This is a genomic window from Rouxiella silvae, from assembly GCF_002093625.1.
Classification (GTDB): Bacteria; Pseudomonadota; Gammaproteobacteria; order Enterobacterales; family Enterobacteriaceae; genus Rouxiella; species Rouxiella silvae.
The window spans coordinates 162665-179813 of record NZ_MRWD01000001.1 but is presented as its reverse complement, the minus strand read 5'-3'; the positions used below and the strand labels follow the sequence as shown (position 1 = coordinate 179813).

15 protein-coding genes are annotated in these 17149 nt (G+C 52.6%); 12 read left to right on the top strand and 3 right to left on the bottom strand.

Annotated elements, in window-relative coordinates:
- The first annotated feature begins 153 nt into the window (after positions 1 to 153).
- The 4 genes from betI to BS639_RS00775 all read left to right on the top strand — a co-directional run bounded on the left by betI (position 154) and on the right by BS639_RS00775 (position 5278).
- Positions 154 to 747 (top strand): transcriptional regulator BetI, encoded by a 594-nt coding sequence (gene betI / locus BS639_RS00790; RefSeq protein ID WP_055777737.1) that lies wholly within the window; start codon positions 154 to 156, stop codon positions 745 to 747.
- Between the two features lie 43 nt (positions 748 to 790).
- The gene (betB, locus tag BS639_RS00785; protein ID WP_084981979.1) at positions 791 to 2263 is read left to right on the top strand and encodes a betaine-aldehyde dehydrogenase; all 1473 of its coding nucleotides are present in this window, start codon (positions 791 to 793) and stop codon (positions 2261 to 2263) included.
- A gap of 25 nt (positions 2264 to 2288) precedes the next feature.
- Positions 2289 to 3968 carry a choline dehydrogenase gene (betA, locus tag BS639_RS00780; protein ID WP_084981978.1) on the top strand — a complete coding sequence of 560 codons (1680 nt, stop codon included), beginning with the start codon at positions 2289 to 2291 and terminating at the stop codon, positions 3966 to 3968.
- A gap of 137 nt (positions 3969 to 4105) precedes the next feature.
- The gene (locus BS639_RS00775) at positions 4106 to 5278 is read left to right on the top strand and encodes a low temperature requirement protein A (RefSeq protein WP_084981977.1); all 1173 of its coding nucleotides are present in this window, start codon (positions 4106 to 4108) and stop codon (positions 5276 to 5278) included.
- A 4-nt stretch (positions 5279 to 5282) separates the two neighbouring features.
- Here the strand turns inward: BS639_RS00775 and BS639_RS00770 are convergent, their stop codons facing one another.
- Positions 5283 to 6215: a LysR family transcriptional regulator gene (locus BS639_RS00770; protein WP_084981976.1), complete on the bottom strand. Its 933-nt coding sequence runs from the start codon at positions 6213 to 6215 to the stop codon at positions 5283 to 5285.
- Between the two features lie 140 nt (positions 6216 to 6355).
- Between BS639_RS00770 and BS639_RS00765 the strand changes: the two genes are divergently transcribed.
- From BS639_RS00765 to BS639_RS00745, 5 genes are all read left to right on the top strand, one after another.
- On the top strand, positions 6356 to 6790 hold the full coding sequence (locus BS639_RS00765; protein WP_055777752.1) for a DMT family transporter: 435 nt from the start codon (positions 6356 to 6358) through the stop codon (positions 6788 to 6790).
- 48 nt (positions 6791 to 6838) lie between these two features.
- Entirely contained in the window at positions 6839 to 7294 is a 456-nt protein-coding gene (locus BS639_RS00760) for a DMT family transporter (RefSeq protein WP_055777755.1), read from the top strand.
- A gap of 284 nt (positions 7295 to 7578) precedes the next feature.
- Positions 7579 to 8451 (top strand): nucleoside-specific channel-forming protein Tsx, encoded by an 873-nt coding sequence (locus BS639_RS00755; protein ID WP_055777758.1) that lies wholly within the window; start codon positions 7579 to 7581, stop codon positions 8449 to 8451.
- A gap of 199 nt (positions 8452 to 8650) precedes the next feature.
- Positions 8651 to 9511, top strand: coding sequence for a glycosyl transferase (locus BS639_RS00750; RefSeq protein WP_084981975.1), 861 nt, complete (start codon positions 8651 to 8653; stop codon positions 9509 to 9511).
- A 135-nt stretch (positions 9512 to 9646) separates the two neighbouring features.
- Entirely contained in the window at positions 9647 to 11242 is a 1596-nt protein-coding gene (locus BS639_RS00745) for an ABC-F family ATPase (RefSeq protein WP_072156455.1), read from the top strand.
- Between the two features lie 90 nt (positions 11243 to 11332).
- Here the strand turns inward: BS639_RS00745 and moeB are convergent, their stop codons facing one another.
- Complete coding sequence (gene moeB, locus BS639_RS00740) at positions 11333 to 12097, bottom strand: molybdopterin-synthase adenylyltransferase MoeB (RefSeq protein ID WP_084981974.1); 765 nt, start codon at positions 12095 to 12097, stop codon at positions 11333 to 11335.
- 4 nt (positions 12098 to 12101) lie between these two features.
- Positions 12102 to 13346 carry a molybdopterin molybdotransferase MoeA gene (gene moeA, locus BS639_RS00735; RefSeq protein WP_055777771.1) on the bottom strand — a complete coding sequence of 415 codons (1245 nt, stop codon included), beginning with the start codon at positions 13344 to 13346 and terminating at the stop codon, positions 12102 to 12104.
- 329 nt (positions 13347 to 13675) lie between these two features.
- Between moeA and BS639_RS00730 the strand changes: the two genes are divergently transcribed.
- From BS639_RS00730 to BS639_RS00720, 3 genes are all read left to right on the top strand, one after another.
- Entirely contained in the window at positions 13676 to 13906 is a 231-nt protein-coding gene (locus tag BS639_RS00730; RefSeq protein ID WP_055777774.1) for a DeoR family transcriptional regulator, read from the top strand.
- A 220-nt stretch (positions 13907 to 14126) separates the two neighbouring features.
- A complete protein-coding gene (locus BS639_RS00725) occupies positions 14127 to 15140 on the top strand; it encodes an isoaspartyl peptidase/L-asparaginase family protein (protein WP_055777777.1) in 1014 nt (337 codons plus the stop codon).
- A gap of 68 nt (positions 15141 to 15208) precedes the next feature.
- A complete protein-coding gene (locus BS639_RS00720) occupies positions 15209 to 17122 on the top strand; it encodes a dipeptide ABC transporter ATP-binding protein (RefSeq protein ID WP_055777780.1) in 1914 nt (637 codons plus the stop codon).
- Positions 17123 to 17149: the final 27 nt, after the last annotated feature.

The following is a 17149-nucleotide window of genomic DNA, read 5'->3' as shown; positions in this document are numbered from 1 at the left end:
ACAATTCCGTAACCAGGTGGTAATAAAATATATGCATTTTTTATTGAACGTTCAATCAAAAAAAAGTTTAATAGGGGCAGTTACGGCGTTAACTGACAGTGAAACCGGCGTCAAAACAGCCGTTTCAAAACGCCTTTTTCAGGAGTGGAGTCCATGCCCAAAGTTGGAATGCAGCCGATTCGGCGACAGCAGTTAATCGAGGCGACGCTGGCCGCCATCAACGAGGTTGGCATGCCGGAAGCCTCTATTGCGCAGATTGCTCGTCGAGCGGGCGTGTCTAACGGCATTATCAGTCACTATTTTCGTGACAAGAACGGTCTGCTTGAGGCGACGATGCGTTATTTGCTCAGTCACCTTGGCGACAGCGTCAAGCTGAGACTGGCTACGCTTAATGATGATTCGCCCACGGCGCGCTTGCGGGCAATTGCCCAGGCAAACTTTGATGAAGGACAGACTAACGATCCGGCGATGAAAACCTGGCTGGCGTTTTGGGCCAGCAGCATGCATCACCCTGAACTGTATCGTTTGCAACAGGTCAACAGCAGAAGGCTCTACTCGAATCTATGCGTCGAATTTCGACGTTTTTTACCTCATCACGAGGCGCGTCTGGCAGCGAAAGGCCTGGCAGGACTGATTGACGGTCTGTGGTTACGCAGTGCACTGAGTCATAAAGTGTTTGACCGTCAGGAAGCGTTAATGATTACGCATCGCTATATCGAATCACTGGCACAGTCTGCTACCCAGTAAAGGTCGTGAGGCCTTCGCTACCCGCTTTGAAACAGGAGAATTTATGTCCCGCTTTGGCATGCAAAAACTTTATATCGACGGTCGCTATCAGGACAGCACCGGCGGTGAAACTTTTCCGGCCATCAATCCGGCCAACGGCGAAACGCTTGCCGAGGTTGCTTGTGCAACCCGAGAAGATCTCGACCGTGCGGTTGAAGCTGCGCACAAAGGACAGAAACTGTGGGCCGCGATGACCGCCATGCAACGTTCACGTATCCTGCGTAAGGCCGTCGATATTTTGCGCGAGCGCAATGATGAACTGGCGCAGCTTGAAACACTGGACACCGGTAAGCCGCTGTCTGAAACCACTGCGGTTGATATCGTGACCGGCGCCGACGTGCTTGAGTATTACGCAGGATTAATTCCGGCGATTGAAGGCCAGCAGATCCCGCTGCGCGACAGTTCGTTCGTCTATACTCGCCGCGAGCCGCTGGGCGTTGTTGCCGGTATCGGTGCGTGGAACTATCCGATTCAGATTGCTCTGTGGAAGTCGGCCCCGGCCTTGGCGGCGGGCAATGCGATGATCTTTAAGCCAAGTGAAGTCACCTCGCTGACCGCGCTTAAACTGGCCGAAATCTACAGCGAAGCGGGCGTACCCGACGGCGTCTTCAGCGTGCTGACCGGCAAGGGGGCCGAGATTGGTCAATACCTCACTGAGCATCCCGGCATTGCGAAAATATCGTTCACTGGCGGGGTAGTCACTGGCAAGAAAGTGATGGCCAGCGCTTCGGCGTCAACCTTGAAAGAGGTCACGATGGAGCTTGGCGGCAAGTCGCCGCTGATCGTCTTCCCAGATGCCGATTTAGACAAAGCGGCGGATATTGCGATGATGGCCAATTTCTACAGCTCTGGTCAGGTCTGCACCAACGGCACGCGCGTGTTTGTGCCTAAAGCACAGCAGGCGGAATTTGAAGCCAAAATTGTTGAGCGCGTTAAGCGTATCAAACTCGGTCAGCCGACCGACGAAGCCGTTAACTTTGGCCCACTGGTCAGTTTCGCCCATATGGAAAACGTGCTGCGCTTTATCGAGAGCGGCAAACGTGAAGGCGCGCGCCTGTTAATTGGCGGCGAACGTGTTATCCACGGTGAATACGCCAAAGGCGCATTTGTGGCACCGACGGTGTTCACCGATTGCACGGATCAGATGGAAATTGTCCGCGAAGAGATCTTTGGGCCAGTAATGAGCATTCTCGGCTATGAAAGCGAAGAAGAAGTGATTCGTCGCGCTAATGACACTAATTACGGCCTAGCCGCCGGGTTGGTCACGCGTGATCTGAACACTGCGCACCGCGTTATTCATCAGCTTGAAGCGGGTATTTGCTGGATCAATACCTGGGGCGAATCGGCGGCTGAAATGCCGGTTGGCGGCTACAAGCATTCGGGCGTGGGTCGTGAAAACGGCGTCAGCACCCTTGAACATTACACACAAATCAAATCCGTGCAGGTTGAGCTGGGCGAATTTAGTTCGGTCTTTTAACCGCCGACTGCAAGAGGAGATTGATATGGATTACGATTACATCATCATCGGTGCCGGTTCTGCTGGCAACGTATTAGCGACCCGACTGACTGAAGACAGCAGCGTAAAAGTGCTGCTGCTTGAAGCGGGCGGCCCTGACTATCGTGCCGATTTCCGCACGCAAATGCCTGCCGCGCTGGCATTCCCTTTGCAGGGGCGTCGCTATAACTGGGCCTATGAAACTGACCCAGAACCGCATATGAACAACCGCCGCATGGAGTGTGGTCGAGGTAAAGGCCTTGGCGGTTCGTCGCTTATCAACGGCATGTGTTACATCCGTGGTAATGCGATGGACTTCGACAACTGGGCTACTGCACCCGGTCTTGAAAACTGGAGCTATCTTGACTGCCTGCCTTATTTCCGTAAAGCGGAAACGCGCGATATTGGCGCCAATGATTTCCACGGCGAAGAGGGCCCGGTTAGCGTGACTACGCCGAAAGCCGGTAACAATCCGCTGTTCCACGCGATGATTGAAGCGGGCGTGCAGGCCGGTTATCCGCGTACTGACGATTTAAACGGTTATCAGCAGGAAGGTTTTGGTCCGATGGACCGCACCGTTACGCCGAAAGGCCGTCGTGCGAGCACCGCGCGCGGATATCTTGATCAGGCCAAGCCGCGTGCCAACCTGACCATTGTGACCCACGCTACCACTGACCGCATTCTGTTTGACGGCAAGAAAGCTACCGGCGTCAGCTATCTCAAAGGCGACGACGTTAAGCCGATTGAAGTGCGTGCCAAACGTGAAGTGCTGCTGTGCGGCGGCGCCATTGCCTCGCCACAAATCCTTCAGCGCTCGGGCGTAGGTCCGGCAGCGCTGCTCAATTCGCTCGATATCCCGGTGGTGCACGACCTGCCAGGCGTCGGTGAGAATTTACAAGATCATCTGGAAATGTATTTGCAGTACAGCTGCACCCAGCCTGTTTCTCTGTATCCGGCACTGCAATGGTTCAATCAGCCTAAAATTGGCGCCGAATGGCTGTTTAATGGCACCGGCGTGGGCGCGAGCAATCAGTTTGAAGCAGGCGGCTTTATCCGCAGCCGTGAAGAGTTTACCTGGCCAAATATTCAGTATCACTTCCTGCCGGTTGCCATTAATTACAACGGCAGCAACGGTGTGAAAGAGCATGGATTCCAGGCGCACGTCGGCTCAATGCGTTCGCCAAGCCGCGGGCGTGTGCAGGTGAAATCGAAAGATCCACGCCAACATCCGAGCATTTTGTTCAACTATATGTCTAGCGAGCAGGACTGGCACGAGTTCCGCGATGCGATTCGCATCACCCGTGAAATCATGAACCAGCCGGCGCTCGACCCGTATCGCGGGCGTGAAATCAGCCCAGGTATCGAGGTGCAGACCGATGAGGAGCTGGACGAGTTTGTACGCCAGCACGCCGAGACTGCCTTCCATCCTTCGTGTACCTGTAAAATGGGTAGCGATGAAATGGCCGTGGTTGACGGGCAGGGGCGCGTGCACGGCATGCAAGGATTACGGGTTGTGGATGCGTCGATTATGCCGCAAATCATCACCGGCAATCTGAATGCGACCACTATCATGATTGCCGAGAAAATTGCCGACGTCATTCGCGGTCGTCAGCCGTTGCCAAGAAGCACCACTCAGTATTATCAGGCAAACGGCGCGCCAGTGCGCACTGAGCCTGCTAAAAAGTGACACCCTAAAACTGTGGCTCAACAAAGCCGATAAGTGCAGATTTACCAACTCGCGGAGTTGAGGCATCATGAAAAGAGATAATCTTCGGGTTATCTCTTTTTTTATGTCGGGTATTTTTGCGTTTTCGAGGGATCAGCATGAGTCAATCTCACCCGCTATTGCGCGTACGAAACGGCCACGAAGCCTCAGTTTCTTATTCTGAACTGCTGTTCGATCTCATTTATGTCTTTGCGGTTACTCAGCTTTCCCACTATTTACTCCATCATTTGAGCTGGGTTGGCGCCGTGGAAACGCTGGTAATGTGGTTTGCTGTCTGGCTTGCCTGGCAATACACCGTCTGGGTCACTAACTGGTTCAACCCAGATATGCGCAGCGTAAGGCTGATGCTTTTTGCCATCATGCTAATGGGCCTGTTTATGTCCTCGGCTATTCCGGAGGCCTTCGGCGATCGCGGTTTGGTGTTTGCGCTGTTTTTGGTACTGATTCAGGTCGGGCGCACACTGTGTGTATTGATGATGCTCGGTTGGCGGCACGCGCTGGCCAGTAATTTCAAACGGATCCTCGGTTGGGTAAGCATATCGGCAGTTTTTTGGCTTTCCGGTGGTTTAAGCGAAGGGGAAACGCGCCTGCTGCTGTGGACTATCGCCGTGCTGTGCGAATATTTTTCGCCAATGTTTGGCTTTCCACTGCCCGGTCTTGGTCGCTCCAGCAGTAGCCGTGAATGGATCATTGAAGGGCACCATCTGGCCGAGCGCAATCAGCTGTTTGTCATTGTTGCCTTGGGCGAAACCATTTTGATCACCGGCGCGACGCTGAGTGAACTGCCACACTGGAGTGCGCCGATTGTTATCGCTTCGCTGGTGGCATTTGTTGGCAGTCTGGCGCTGTGGTGGATCTACTTTGACACTAGCAGCAAAGCGGGCAGTGAGGCGATAGCACATGCCGCCGATCCCGGCCAGATGGGGGCAAGGTTTCACTACGTGCACGTTGTCTTGGTGGGGGCCATTATCGTTTGCGCAGTGGCCAATGAGTTAGTGATCAACGAGCCGGATCGACATATCAATGCCATCACGGCGGCGGTGTTGATAGGAGGACCACTAGCCTATTTATGCGCCAATGCAGTGTACAAACTGTTTGTTTATCGGCGCGTGCCGCTCTCACATCTGGTCGGTATTCTGGCCTTGCTGGTGTTGATTCCAATAAGCTTTGTCACCGACTTGCTGATGGTCAACGGATTGACCACGCTGATTGTTATCGTTGTTGCAGTGTGGGAAAGCATTTCAAGAGCCAAGCTTTCGCGTCACGATTAGGCGTTTAGCGATCCCAATAAGCAGGCTGGCCGTACTTATCCAACAGGAAGTCGATCACTGCTCGCACCTTGTTCGACAGGCGGCGGCTGTTGGGATAAAGCGCGGAAATAGTTTGCGGCTCCAGCGAGGTGGAGACCTGATAATCGGTCAGTGCCTCCACCAGTTGCCCCTCACGCAGCGCCTCCCCGATGAGCCAGGTGGGGAACAGCGCAAAGCCCATGCCGCTGATTGCTGCCTGCGTTAGGGTTTGCGCATTGTTACCGGTAAGTTTCCCCTGAAAGCTGTAAGGCTGCCAAACGTCACTGTCCTTTCTGAAAAACCAGCGCTGGGAGCCTGCAAATCCCTTAAACACCAGACAGCTGTGCTGCGACAAATCCTGCGGTGATGACGGCATTCCATACCTTTTTAGATAGCTTGGGCTGACCACCAGTCGAAAACGCTGCTGCGCCAGCGTGCGCGCTTGCAGTGTGGAATCGGTCATCACACCGATGCGGATCAGCAAATCGGTGGCATCCTGCAAGGGATCGATAAAATCGTCGGTTTGCATCAGTTCAATTTGCAGGCGTGGATAGCGTTCGCCTAACTCAAACAGCCAGGGCGCAAGATGGCGTTCGGCGAACACTACCGGGGCATTAATGCGAATTCGCCCGCGTGGATCCGACTCCTTCTCCTGTAGCCCCTCGGCCGCTTCCTCTAGCTGCTCCATAATTCGGCGAGCGTGAACGCCGAGCATTTCGCCCGCTTGGGTGGCTACAACGGCGCGCGTATTGCGATACAACAGCTGCGTTTGCAGCACCTGTTCCATTTGCTGAATAGTGCGCGAGACGGTTGACGGCGACATGGCCTCGCGTCGCGCCACCTCTGAAAAGCTGCCATGTTCGAGCACGGCAACCAGCAGGCGCAGTGATTTAATGCTGAGCTGATTAAATGCGTCCATCTTTGCGTATCCTGCAAAAGTATTTTCCCTATTATCGTGTTTTTCGCAATATCGCGCCACTGTATAGTCGCCCCTTGTTTTACTGCGCACGGCGTTAATCAAAAGGCCAACGCATTTTCGAGTCAGGGGCAAAACAAGAGATGAATATTTTACTGATTTTAGTCGTGGTCCTTGGGGGGATGGGGCTGTCGGTTGAGGCAGGGCTGATTGGTCCGCTGGGCAGCGAAGTCGGCCAACTGTGGGCAACCATGAGCATATTTGGCGTTGGCGCGGCGTTGACACTGCTGCTGGTGCTGTTTTTCAGCCCGCGTGGTGCGCCTGCTTATACTTCTCAGCCGGCCTGGACGCTGCTGGGCGGTGTTTTGGGACCGGTATACGTGATTGTACTGACGTTAACTACGCCGGTTATTGGTATCGGCATGACCATGATTGGCATTCTGTCGGGGCAGGTGGCAAAAAGTTTGCTGATTGACCACTACGGCTGGTTTGGTACCGAGCCAAAGCCGGTAGGGCGCGAACGTTTGCTGGCCCTGCTGTTCATTGTTGCCGCATTGGTACTGATCGCCTGGCAGTAAAGGGTTTTCGCTTTATCTTCACTCCCTAATACCATCAAGAGAAATACGATGACTGAACTAATCATGATTATATTGGCGATTGTCGCTGGTGCCGCATTAAGCATTCAGGCAGCCATCAATGGCAAGCTGGGTGCTCAAGTTGGCGTGATGAAAAGCGCATTTCTGACCTTTAGCCTGGGCGCGCTCATTACTGGCTTACTGATTCTGTTTATACAAACTCCGCATACTGCAACTCTGTTGACCGTGCCGAAATGGCAACTAATGGGCGCACTGTTTGGCGTGCCTTACATCATTATCATGGTCACGGCGGTGCCGAGAATTGGTACGGCCGTTGCCACAGTGGCAGTGATCCTCGGGCAGTTGGCAATGGGTATGCTGATTGACAATTTTGGCTGGCTCGACAATCCGGCGATCGCGTTTTCCTGGCATCGCGTTGCGGCGATCGTTTGCCTGATTATCGCCCTGATATTGATTTACCGCAGTAACCAGCCCGCCAAGGCGTGATCGGGAGTATTGGGAAAGCAGAAGCACAGGAAGATGAACCTTATGTGATTGTGATCACATAAAACGTGTATCAGAATGAAACTGAAATTGACAAATGTTGACCAAATCGATAATTAAGTAGCACAAATTGTTTGGTTGCAGAATTTTCCGATGCGACGTCTCGTTGGACGCAAACCTTTTTCGGAATGCAGCAGCATTTGCAACAGTGGTTCATTGTCGTTTTGATACACCCAATCGTCTCCTTAATAGCAGGGAGTTGCTTTCCTTTTTGCTTCTGGTAACTCATGAAAACTAAAATTTTACTGGCAGGTGCACTTCTCGTTTCTTCCTACAGTGCGCAAACGCTTGCGGACGACACCAAGGACCAATACGTCTCCGACTGGTGGCACCAGAGCGTAAACGTGGTAGGCAGTTATCACACGCGTTTCGGACCTCAGCTGAACAACGATCTGTATCTTGAATACGAAGCCTTCGCGCACAAAGACTGGTTCGACTTCTATGGTTACGTTGACGTGCCAAAATTCTTTGGCGTGGGCAATGGGAACGACAACGGTATCTGGGATAAGAAAGTAGGTTCACCTCTATTTATGGAGATCGAACCGCGCTTCTCGATTGATAAACTGACCGGCACCGACTTGAGCTTTGGCCCCTTCAAAGAGTGGTACTTCGCTAACAACTACATCTACGATATGGGCCCAAATAACGCCAACCGCCAGAATACCTGGTACATGGGTCTGGGTACCGACGTCAACACTTACACCCCGCTTAACCTGTCGCTGAACGTTTATGCGAAATATCAGTGGCAGAACTACGGCGCGGCGAACGAAAACCAGTGGGACGGCTACCGTTTCAAAGTGAAGTATTTCTTGCCACTGGGCGACGTTTGGGGCGGAAAAGTCAGCTACATCGGCTTTACCAACTTTGACTGGGGTTCTGACTTGGCCGACAACGGCAACACGGCGCGCAGCAATCACTCCATTGCGTCCAGCCATATTCTGGCCTTGAACTACTCACACTGGCACTACTCGCTGGTTGCCCGTTACTTCCACAACGGCGGACAGTGGGAAGATGGTACTGAGTTGAACTTCGGCAAAGGCAACTTTAATGTTAAATCAACCGGTTGGGGTTATTACGCCGTGATTGGTTACAGTTTCTAAGAACGCGTTCTGCTAAAGCAGAGTAAACCGCCGCCTAATTCATTTTATGCGGCGGTTTTTTATTTGTTTAGATTTCGTTTAATTGTTTTGGATTAGTTTGGGGCAAATTTGAAAAAAGCCGCCACGCACTGGCACAATTTGAAGTTTTAGTTAATGTTCTGTAAGTGACGCTTGGTCAATTGTAAAAAGGATTATTTATATGCCGGCTTCTTTAACCCCTGCGCGCATTTTCGTTGGATGCGATCCCAACGACTGCGACCTTGAACAGATGATGGTGCTCGAATACAGCCTGCGTAAACACACCTCTATACCGATTCAGATAGAGTGGATGAGGCTTTCTCGCGATCCAGACAGTTTCTGGTATTCAGACGGCAAAGGTGCCGGATGGACTACCGATCGCTGGGCGACGCCATTTTCAGCCTTCCGTTGGGGGATCCCGGCCTTTTGTCACTTCAGTGGCCGCGCGCTGTATGTGGACGCCGACATCATGTTTATGAGCGACGTTGCCGAAATGTGGGACCACGAAATTGCACCGGGTCGGCTGATGCTGGCGTCGGGTTCAGGACGCGAACTGCGCCTTGGTGAGCTGGTATGGGACTGTGCCGCTGCCAAAGAGGTGTTGCCCGACATCCAGCAACTGCGACGTGACCCGTTGGGGCATAAAAAATTGCAGAATTTCTTTGAAGAGAATCCGCAAAAAGTTCAGCCATTAGGCGCGGAATACAGCAATATCGACGGCGATGATATTCCGCTTGAGCAGCTTAAGGCACTGCATTATTCCAAGATGGGCACCCAATTTTCGCACCAGTTTTCACTGCCACGCCTTGAGGCCGAGCAAAAGTGCCACTGGTTTGACGGCAAAATTGAGGCCCATCCGCGTGACGAGCTGCGCGTGCTTTTTGAGCAGTATTACCATGAGGCGATCGCCGCGGGCTATTCATTAGAGAGTTATCGTAATCCAGCGGCCTTTGGAGAATTTAACAAACAGTCGCAGGACGTCAGTCGTGGAAAAAAGAAAAAATCCCTTCTCAAGCGCCTGTTGGGCAGCCTAGTGAACTAAAAAAGACCGGTTCTTCTGCGCTATCTCGCGGGGTAGCGCAATAATTCACCAAAACTTCGCACGATCTCTTTTCCGGTTTATGGCATAATGCGCGCCAAATCACACTCTACACTATTTAACCTAAGAGCGAGCGCTGTGCTAAGTACTTATAACATCACCATGCAATTCGGCAGCAAGCCGCTATTTGAAAATATTAACGTTAAGTTTGGCGGCGGTAACCGTTATGGTTTGATCGGCGCAAACGGCTGCGGAAAATCTACCTTTATGAAAATCCTCGGTGGCGATTTGGTGCCATCGGGCGGTAACGTTGTGCTCGACCCTAACGAACGTTTGGGTAAGCTGCGCCAGGATCAGTTCGCCTTCGAGAAATACAGCGTCCTTGATACCGTAATCATGGGCCACGCCGAACTGTGGGCAGTAAAAGAAGAGCGCGACAGCATCTACGCGATGCCAGACATGAGCGAAGAAGACGGCTATAAAGTGGCTGACCTCGAAGTCGCCTACGGTGAGATGGACGGCTACAGCGCCGAGTCTCGCGCCGGAGAACTTCTCTTGGGCGTAGGCATTCCGGTTGAACAGCACTATGGCCCGATGAGCGAAATCGCGCCGGGCTTTAAACTGCGCGTTCTGTTGGCACAGGCACTGTTCTCGGATCCAGAAATTCTGCTGCTCGACGAACCAACCAACAACCTCGACATCGATACCATTCGCTGGCTCGAGCAGGTGTTGAACGAACGTAACAGCACCATGATTATTATCTCGCATGACCGTCACTTCCTGAACATGGTCTGTACGCACATGGCCGACCTGGACTACGGCGAACTGCGCGTTTACCCGGGCAACTACGACGAATACATGACGGCGGCGACGCAGGCTCGTGACCTTCTCAATGCTAACAACGCCAAGAAAAAGGCGCAGATTGCCGAGCTGCAATCTTTCGTGAGTCGCTTCAGCGCAAACGCCTCCAAATCCAAGCAGGCGACCTCGCGTGCCAAGAAAATTGACAAAATCCAGCTGGATGAAGTCAAAGCATCAAGCCGCCAGAACCCGTACATGCGCTTTGAGCAGGACAAGAAACTGTTCCGTAACGCCTTGGAAGTTGAAAAAATCACCAAAGGTTACGACAACGGCCCCCTGTTCAAGGGCTTCAGCCTGATGCTGGAAGTCGGTGAGAAAGTTGCCATTCTCGGTGCCAACGGCGTGGGTAAAACCACGATGCTGAAAACGCTGGTCGGCGATACCTTGCCAGATGCCGGTACCGTTAAGTGGTCTGAAAACTGCAAGATTGGTTACTACGCACAGGATCACGAATACGAATTCGATGACTCCCTGAACGTGTTCGACTGGATGAGTCAGTGGAAAGCTGAATCAGACGACGAGCAGGCCGTGCGCGGCATTCTGGGCCGTTTACTGTTTGGCCAAGACGACATCAACAAGAAAGTGAAAGTGCTTTCCGGTGGTGAAAAAGGCCGCATGCTGTTCGGTAAGCTGATGATGCAGAAACCGAATATTCTGGTGATGGATGAACCTACCAACCACCTGGATATGGAATCTATTGAATCGCTGAACATGGCGCTGGAAATGTTCGAAGGCACCCTGATTTTCGTTTCCCACGACCGTGAATTCGTGAGTTCATTAGCGAGCCGTATTATTGAAATTACGCCAAATAAAATCACTGACTTCACCGGCAACTACGAAGATTATCTGCGCAGCCAAGGCATCAATAGCTAATCTACGCGATGGCTGTTACATAAGTTTGTGGTAATAAAAAAGGCCTGTCTTTGACGGGCCTTTTTGCTTTTATACGCGCGCCGCGGCAGCCTATTCAGCGGGTCGCCCACAAACGTCACAGTGTGGATTTTTTAACAACTTCATTTCTCTAAACTGTAGCGACATAGCATCAAACATTAATAGCCGACCGGTTTTGACTTCACCGTAGCCGGTGAGCAACTTGATGGCTTCCATCGCCTGCAAACTCCCCACGGTGCCCACCAGCGGTGCCATGACACCAGCTTCAACGCAGGTCAGCACATCTTCACCAAATAAACGACTCAGACAGCGATAGCACGGCTCATCATGCTTATAAGTAAATACGCTGACTTGTCCCTCCATGCGAATTGCCGCGCCTGAAACCAGCGCTTTCTTAAGCTGAAAACAGTGTTTATTGAGCTGATTGCGAGTGCCAACATTGTCCGTACAGTCGATCACCACATCACACTGAGCAATGAGCGCAAGCAGGGCGTCGTCTTCAAGCTGATGGTCTATTTGTTGTAGCCTGAGATGAGGATTGACTCCCGCGAGCGCAATGGCCGCCGAGGCGACTTTTTTCATGCCGATGCGGGCATCGGTGTGCAGAGTTTGACGTTGCAGATTAGAGAGCGACACGGTGTCAAAATCGAGCAGCGTCAGCGACCCCACTCCGGCGGCGGCAAGATATTGCGCCGCAGCACAGCCCAGCCCGCCGAGGCCAACAATTAGCGCGTGGCTGGCTTTCAGCTTTTCTTGTCCGTCGAAGTCGAAGCCGCGCAATACTATCTGGCGATTGTAGCGCAGGGTCTCGGCATCGCTTAGCTCTGGCAACGTCATCGACTTATCCTTTTAGCAGCGCATTAAAAGGTTCAACGTCAACCCATTCACCCACTGCGACATCATCGCGGTCGCGCTCCAGCACCACAAAGCAGTTTGCCAGACTGTAAGAGCTGAAAACGTGAGAACCCTGCGGACCCGTGGTGCGGGCTTCGAGTTCGCCCTGCGCATTGTGGGTAAACACCGCGCGCTGAAAATCGAGTCGGCCAGGAGTCTTTTTAAAGGAAGTAGCCGCTTTGGCGCGCAAACGCGGCGGCAGGTTCCAATCAGTTTGCGCCGAAAGTGCGGCGATAAGCGGCTGAACCAGCTGATAAAAAGTCAACACTGCCGATACCGGATTGCCGGGCAGTCCGCAGAACCAAGCATTTTTCAGCTTACCAAAGGCAAAGGGTTTACCCGGCTTAATAGCCAGTTTCCAAAAACCAATCTTGCCCAGTTCGTCGAGCATCGTTTTGGTGTAATCCGCTTCTCCAACCGACACGCCACCGCTGCTAATAACTAAATCGGCAAAATCATCGGCCTGTTGAAATGCCCGACGAAGTGCCGCGGGGTCATCCCGGATAATCCCTAAATCCAATACTTCACAGCCCATTTGATGAAGCATCAGATGCACCGCAAACCGATTAGTATCATAGATTTGGCCGTCCTGTAGAGGAATGCCGACCGGTTGCAGCTCGTCACCGGTTGAGAAAACGGCCACCTTCAGGCGGCGGTTGACTTCGACTTTCTCTACACCCAGCGAAGCTAGCAGCGGTAAATGCGCCACGCCGAGGCGAATGCCTGCCGCCAGAACGTTTTGCCCCTGACGAATATCATCGCCGATTAAACGAATGTTTTGTCCTGCTTCGACATGAGCCGTAAATCGAACGCCGTCTCCTATTTTTTCAGCCTCTTCCTGCATGACAACCGCATCAGCACCCGTCGGAACCGGTGCACCGGTCATGATGCGAATACAGCTCCCAGCGGGCCATTCGCCGCTAAAAGGTGCGCCTGCAAAGGCCTTACCGGCAACGGAGAAAACGGTATCGCTGCTGAAGTCTGTGCTGCGAATGGCGTATCCGTCCATCGCAGAGTTATCGAAAGGGGGCACAAAAACGGGTGAACGTACTGGGCTGGCGGTGATGCGGCCTGCAGACTCCGTTAAAGGCAGCCATTCAGTTTCGTCCTGAGTGAGCGGCGCAGTCTGTGAAAGCATTTTATCCCGCGCTTCCTGCAGCGAAATAAGGCCCGAGGTGAACGTATTTTCCATCATAAAACCCTTTTAAAACCCGCTGACGAAGAGCAGGACTGCCCGCAAAGTCAGCGAATCACTGTGTCGAAAAATTCTGCTCATTATGCCAGATAAAGCCGCTTGCGCCCAAGCTACCCCTGTCGAAAGCGCATTTACGCACAGTATTAAATTTTAAGAAAAAAGCAGGAGAATGAGAAAAACAATCATTATTGGGTTAACAACGTCCAAATTTTTTTCAAAATAATGAGATTGATCGCATAAATGTTTGTCGTATGCGCGTATTATTACCTCCGTTTATGTGATTTAAGTCACATTAAATTGTCTTCTGCGTCTGGAGTTGCATCGTGATGAAAAAAAACCGCCATCAGGCAATACTGAAATTGGTGGATCAGCATGAGGTAGTTCAGGTTAATGAGTTAGCGCTTTGGTTAGACGTGAGTTTGGAAACAATTCGCCGAGACCTCAACGAAATGCAAGACAAAGGACTGATTCAGCGCCGCCATGGTAGGGCTCGTCGCGTAGATTCACCGCCATCATACGGTTGGATTAACAGCTTGCAGCGCGTCTCTCATAGCTGAACCCCCTAATATCGAGAAGGAAAATCAGGGTGAACTGGTTTTCCTTTTTTATATTCCCCCCGCCTTATTCGATTCTTCTCATTATTTTCTATAAATATTCTAAGCAATTAGCGTCATTTGGTTGGATTTAAATTTCAGCTTTACATACGCTGACCTGCTAAATATAGTCAAATTCCCCGACTATTATTTAGACTGCCTTTAAGGCATTAAGAGTGAAAAAATGAGTTCAACCCTCAGTGCTGCCTCTGACGAAAAACCCGTTTCAACTGTACCTGCCGCTGTCATTGCCATTCACGGCGGCGCTGGGGCGATTACCCGTGCGGCGATGAGCGCGGAAAAAGAACGCCTTTATCTCCAGGCGTTGGAACAGATTGTGAGCAGCGGTCAGGTTATTTTAGCGGCGGGCGGCACTGCGCTAGATGCGGTTACCGAAGCCGTGCGGCTGCTGGAGGAGTGCCCATTGTTTAACGCGGGCACTGGTGCCGTGATGACCCATCAGGGTACGCATGAGTTGGACGCTTGCATTATGGACGGCCGTACCCTGAACGCCGGCGCGGTTAGCTGTGTAAGCCACATTCGTAATCCTATTCTTACCGCCAGAAAGGTGATGGAAGAGAGCCCGCACGTCATGTTTACCGGCGCAGGTGCGGAATCGTTTGCTCGTGAGCACGGACAGGAGATGGTGGCGGCCGACTACTTTTTCACCCAGGAACGCTATGACCAACTTGCGCGCGCCAAAGCCAGTCAGGGCGTAATGCTCGACCATGATGGGGCATCGCTTCAGGCCAGCGTTTCGGACGATCCTTTAGACGCCGATCGCAAATTTGGCACAGTAGGTGCGGTTGCCTTGGATTCTATGGGTAATCTGGCGGCGGCAACGTCTACTGGGGGCATGACCAACAAACAGGTCGGACGCGTCGGTGACACGCCGATTATTGGTGCTGGGTGCTATGCCAGTAACCAGACTGTCGCGGTTTCAAGCACTGGTACGGGAGAAGTGTTTATGCGCACCGTCGCGGCGTATGACGTGGCTGCCTTAATCGAGTACGCCGGAATGACGCTCCAGCAGGCCACAGATAAAGTGGTGATGGAAAAACTGGTCGCGCTTGCAGGCTCAGGCGGAATGATCGCCATTGACCGCTTAGGCAACGTTTGCCTGCCGTTCAACAGCGAAGGTATGTATCGCGGATTTGGCCGTGTGGGTCAGTCGCCAACGGTAGCTATTTATAAGTAAGTCATCGACCGTCAATCCCGTAAAGGCTTGTTTGTGGTCAGGGAGCCGTTAACTTTCAAGGAGTTTGGGTGAGTCAGAAAATTTCTCCACCGCCAACGTCTGTGCTCTCTTTATCGGAGGAACAGGTGCTTTCAGTGCGCGGACTCAGCGTGCGTTTTGACCATGAAGGGCAGGCAATTGATGCCGTTCGTGACCTCAGCTTCGAGGTGAATCGCGGTGAGACGCTGGCTATCGTCGGAGAGTCTGGCTCGGGTAAATCGGTGACTTCACTTGCGCTGATGCGTTTGGTCGAGCAGGGCGGTGGCCTGCTGCATCAGGGAAAAATCAGTTTCCGTCGGCGTAATAATCAGGTGGTTGACTTAACCGCTGCCGGGCAGTCCGAGATGCGCAAGCTTCGCGGAGCGGATATGGCGATGATTTTTCAGGAGCCGATGACCTCGCTTAATCCGGTGTTTCCGGTCGGTGAGCAAATTGCCGAGTCAATTCGGCTGCATCAGGGTAAAGACAGGGCCTCTGCCCGCGCCGAAGCGCTGCGCATGCTTGAGCTGGTGCGCATTCCTGAAGCAAAAAATATTCTCGACAGTTATCCTCATCAGCTCTCGGGCGGCATGCGCCAGCGGGTGATGATTGCGATGGCGCTCTCCTGCAAACCCGCGCTGCTGATTGCCGATGAGCCGACTACCGCGCTGGATGTGACCATTCAGGCACAAATTCTGCAACTGATCCGTGTGCTGCAAAAAGAGATGCAGATGGCGGTAATTTTTATCACCCATGATATGGGCGTTGTAGCCGAAATTGCTGACAAAGTTCTGGTGATGTATCGCGGTGAAAGCGTTGAAATGGGTGACGTGAGCACGGTGTTTACTTGTCCGCAGCACGCGTATACCCGCGCACTGCTAGCCGCCGTACCCAAACTGGGGGCGATGAAAGGCACTGAACTGCCGGCGCGTTTCCCCTTGTTACACCCCGCAGACGGCACTTTGCCTGATTCGGCCGACTCACTGATTCAAACCACCTTAATTCCCGATGCCGCGCCTATTCTCCAGGTGCGTGATTTAGTCACCCGTTTTCCACTGCGCAGCGGATTGTTCAATCGAATTACGCGCAACGTACATGCGGTTGAAAAGGTCAGCTTTGATCTCTATCCCGGAGAAACACTGGCGTTGGTGGGGGAGTCGGGCTGTGGTAAATCCACCACCGGGCGCTCTTTGCTGCGCTTGGTCGAGAGCCAAAGTGGGTCAGTGATATTTAACGGGAAAACGGTGTTTGATGGCCAACATGCAGGCCAGCTTTCAGACGCCTCATTGCAGCATCTTCGCCGTGATATTCAGTTTATTTTTCAGGACCCTTACGCCTCACTCGATCCGCGCCTGACGGTGGGATATTCGATTATGGAGCCGCTGCTGGTGCACAAAATAGGCACCCGCCAGCAGGCCAAGGCCCGAGTTTCATGGCTGCTCGAAAAAGTGGGCCTGTTGCCCGAGCACGCAGAACGCTACCCCCACGAGTTTTCCGGCGGGCAGCGGCAGCGCATTTGCATTGCCCGCGCGCTGGCGCTGAACCCTAAAGTGGTGATCGCCGACGAATCTGTTTCGGCGTTGGATGTGTCTATTCAGGCGCAAATCGTCAATTTACTGATGGATTTACAAAAAGAGTTCGGCATTGCCTTCCTGTTTATTTCTCACGACATGGCGGTAGTGGAGCGCATTAGTCATCGCGTGGCGGTGATGTATCTAGGGCAAATTGTCGAGATTGGACCGCGGGCGGCGATTTTCGAAAATCCGCAGCATGCCTATACCCGCAAGCTGATGGCCGCCGTGCCGGTTGCCAATCCGCAGCATCGCCGCGTTGAGCAACCGCTGTTGGTCGACGAAATTCCGAGCCCCATTCGGCCCCTCGGAAATGAACCTGTTATTGCACCGCTGGTAAGAGTTTCAGAGGGGCACTACGTTGCCCGTCACACCATTGCCGGCATTTTTTGAGATTGACTGGGTACTATTTTTTCAGAG

What these genes read in the sequence shown, in the direction of transcription:
- betI (WP_055777737.1), top strand. Translation starts at nt 154, where the DNA reads ATGCCCAAAGTTGGAATGCAGCCGATTCGGCGACAGCAGTTAATCGAG.
- betB (WP_084981979.1), top strand. Translation starts at nt 791, where the DNA reads ATGTCCCGCTTTGGCATGCAAAAACTTTATATCGACGGTCGCTATCAG.
- betA (WP_084981978.1), top strand. Translation starts at nt 2,289, where the DNA reads ATGGATTACGATTACATCATCATCGGTGCCGGTTCTGCTGGCAACGTA.
- BS639_RS00775 (WP_084981977.1), top strand. Translation starts at nt 4,106, where the DNA reads ATGAGTCAATCTCACCCGCTATTGCGCGTACGAAACGGCCACGAAGCC.
- BS639_RS00770 (WP_084981976.1), bottom strand. Translation starts at nt 6,215, where the DNA reads ATGGACGCATTTAATCAGCTCAGCATTAAATCACTGCGCCTGCTGGTT.
- BS639_RS00765 (WP_055777752.1), top strand. Translation starts at nt 6,356, where the DNA reads ATGAATATTTTACTGATTTTAGTCGTGGTCCTTGGGGGGATGGGGCTG.
- BS639_RS00760 (WP_055777755.1), top strand. Translation starts at nt 6,839, where the DNA reads ATGACTGAACTAATCATGATTATATTGGCGATTGTCGCTGGTGCCGCA.
- BS639_RS00755 (WP_055777758.1), top strand. Translation starts at nt 7,579, where the DNA reads ATGAAAACTAAAATTTTACTGGCAGGTGCACTTCTCGTTTCTTCCTAC.
- BS639_RS00750 (WP_084981975.1), top strand. Translation starts at nt 8,651, where the DNA reads ATGCCGGCTTCTTTAACCCCTGCGCGCATTTTCGTTGGATGCGATCCC.
- moeB (WP_084981974.1), bottom strand. Translation starts at nt 12,097, where the DNA reads ATGACGTTGCCAGAGCTAAGCGATGCCGAGACCCTGCGCTACAATCGC.
- moeA (WP_055777771.1), bottom strand. Translation starts at nt 13,346, where the DNA reads ATGGAAAATACGTTCACCTCGGGCCTTATTTCGCTGCAGGAAGCGCGG.
- BS639_RS00730 (WP_055777774.1), top strand. Translation starts at nt 13,676, where the DNA reads ATGAAAAAAAACCGCCATCAGGCAATACTGAAATTGGTGGATCAGCAT.
- BS639_RS00725 (WP_055777777.1), top strand. Translation starts at nt 14,127, where the DNA reads ATGAGTTCAACCCTCAGTGCTGCCTCTGACGAAAAACCCGTTTCAACT.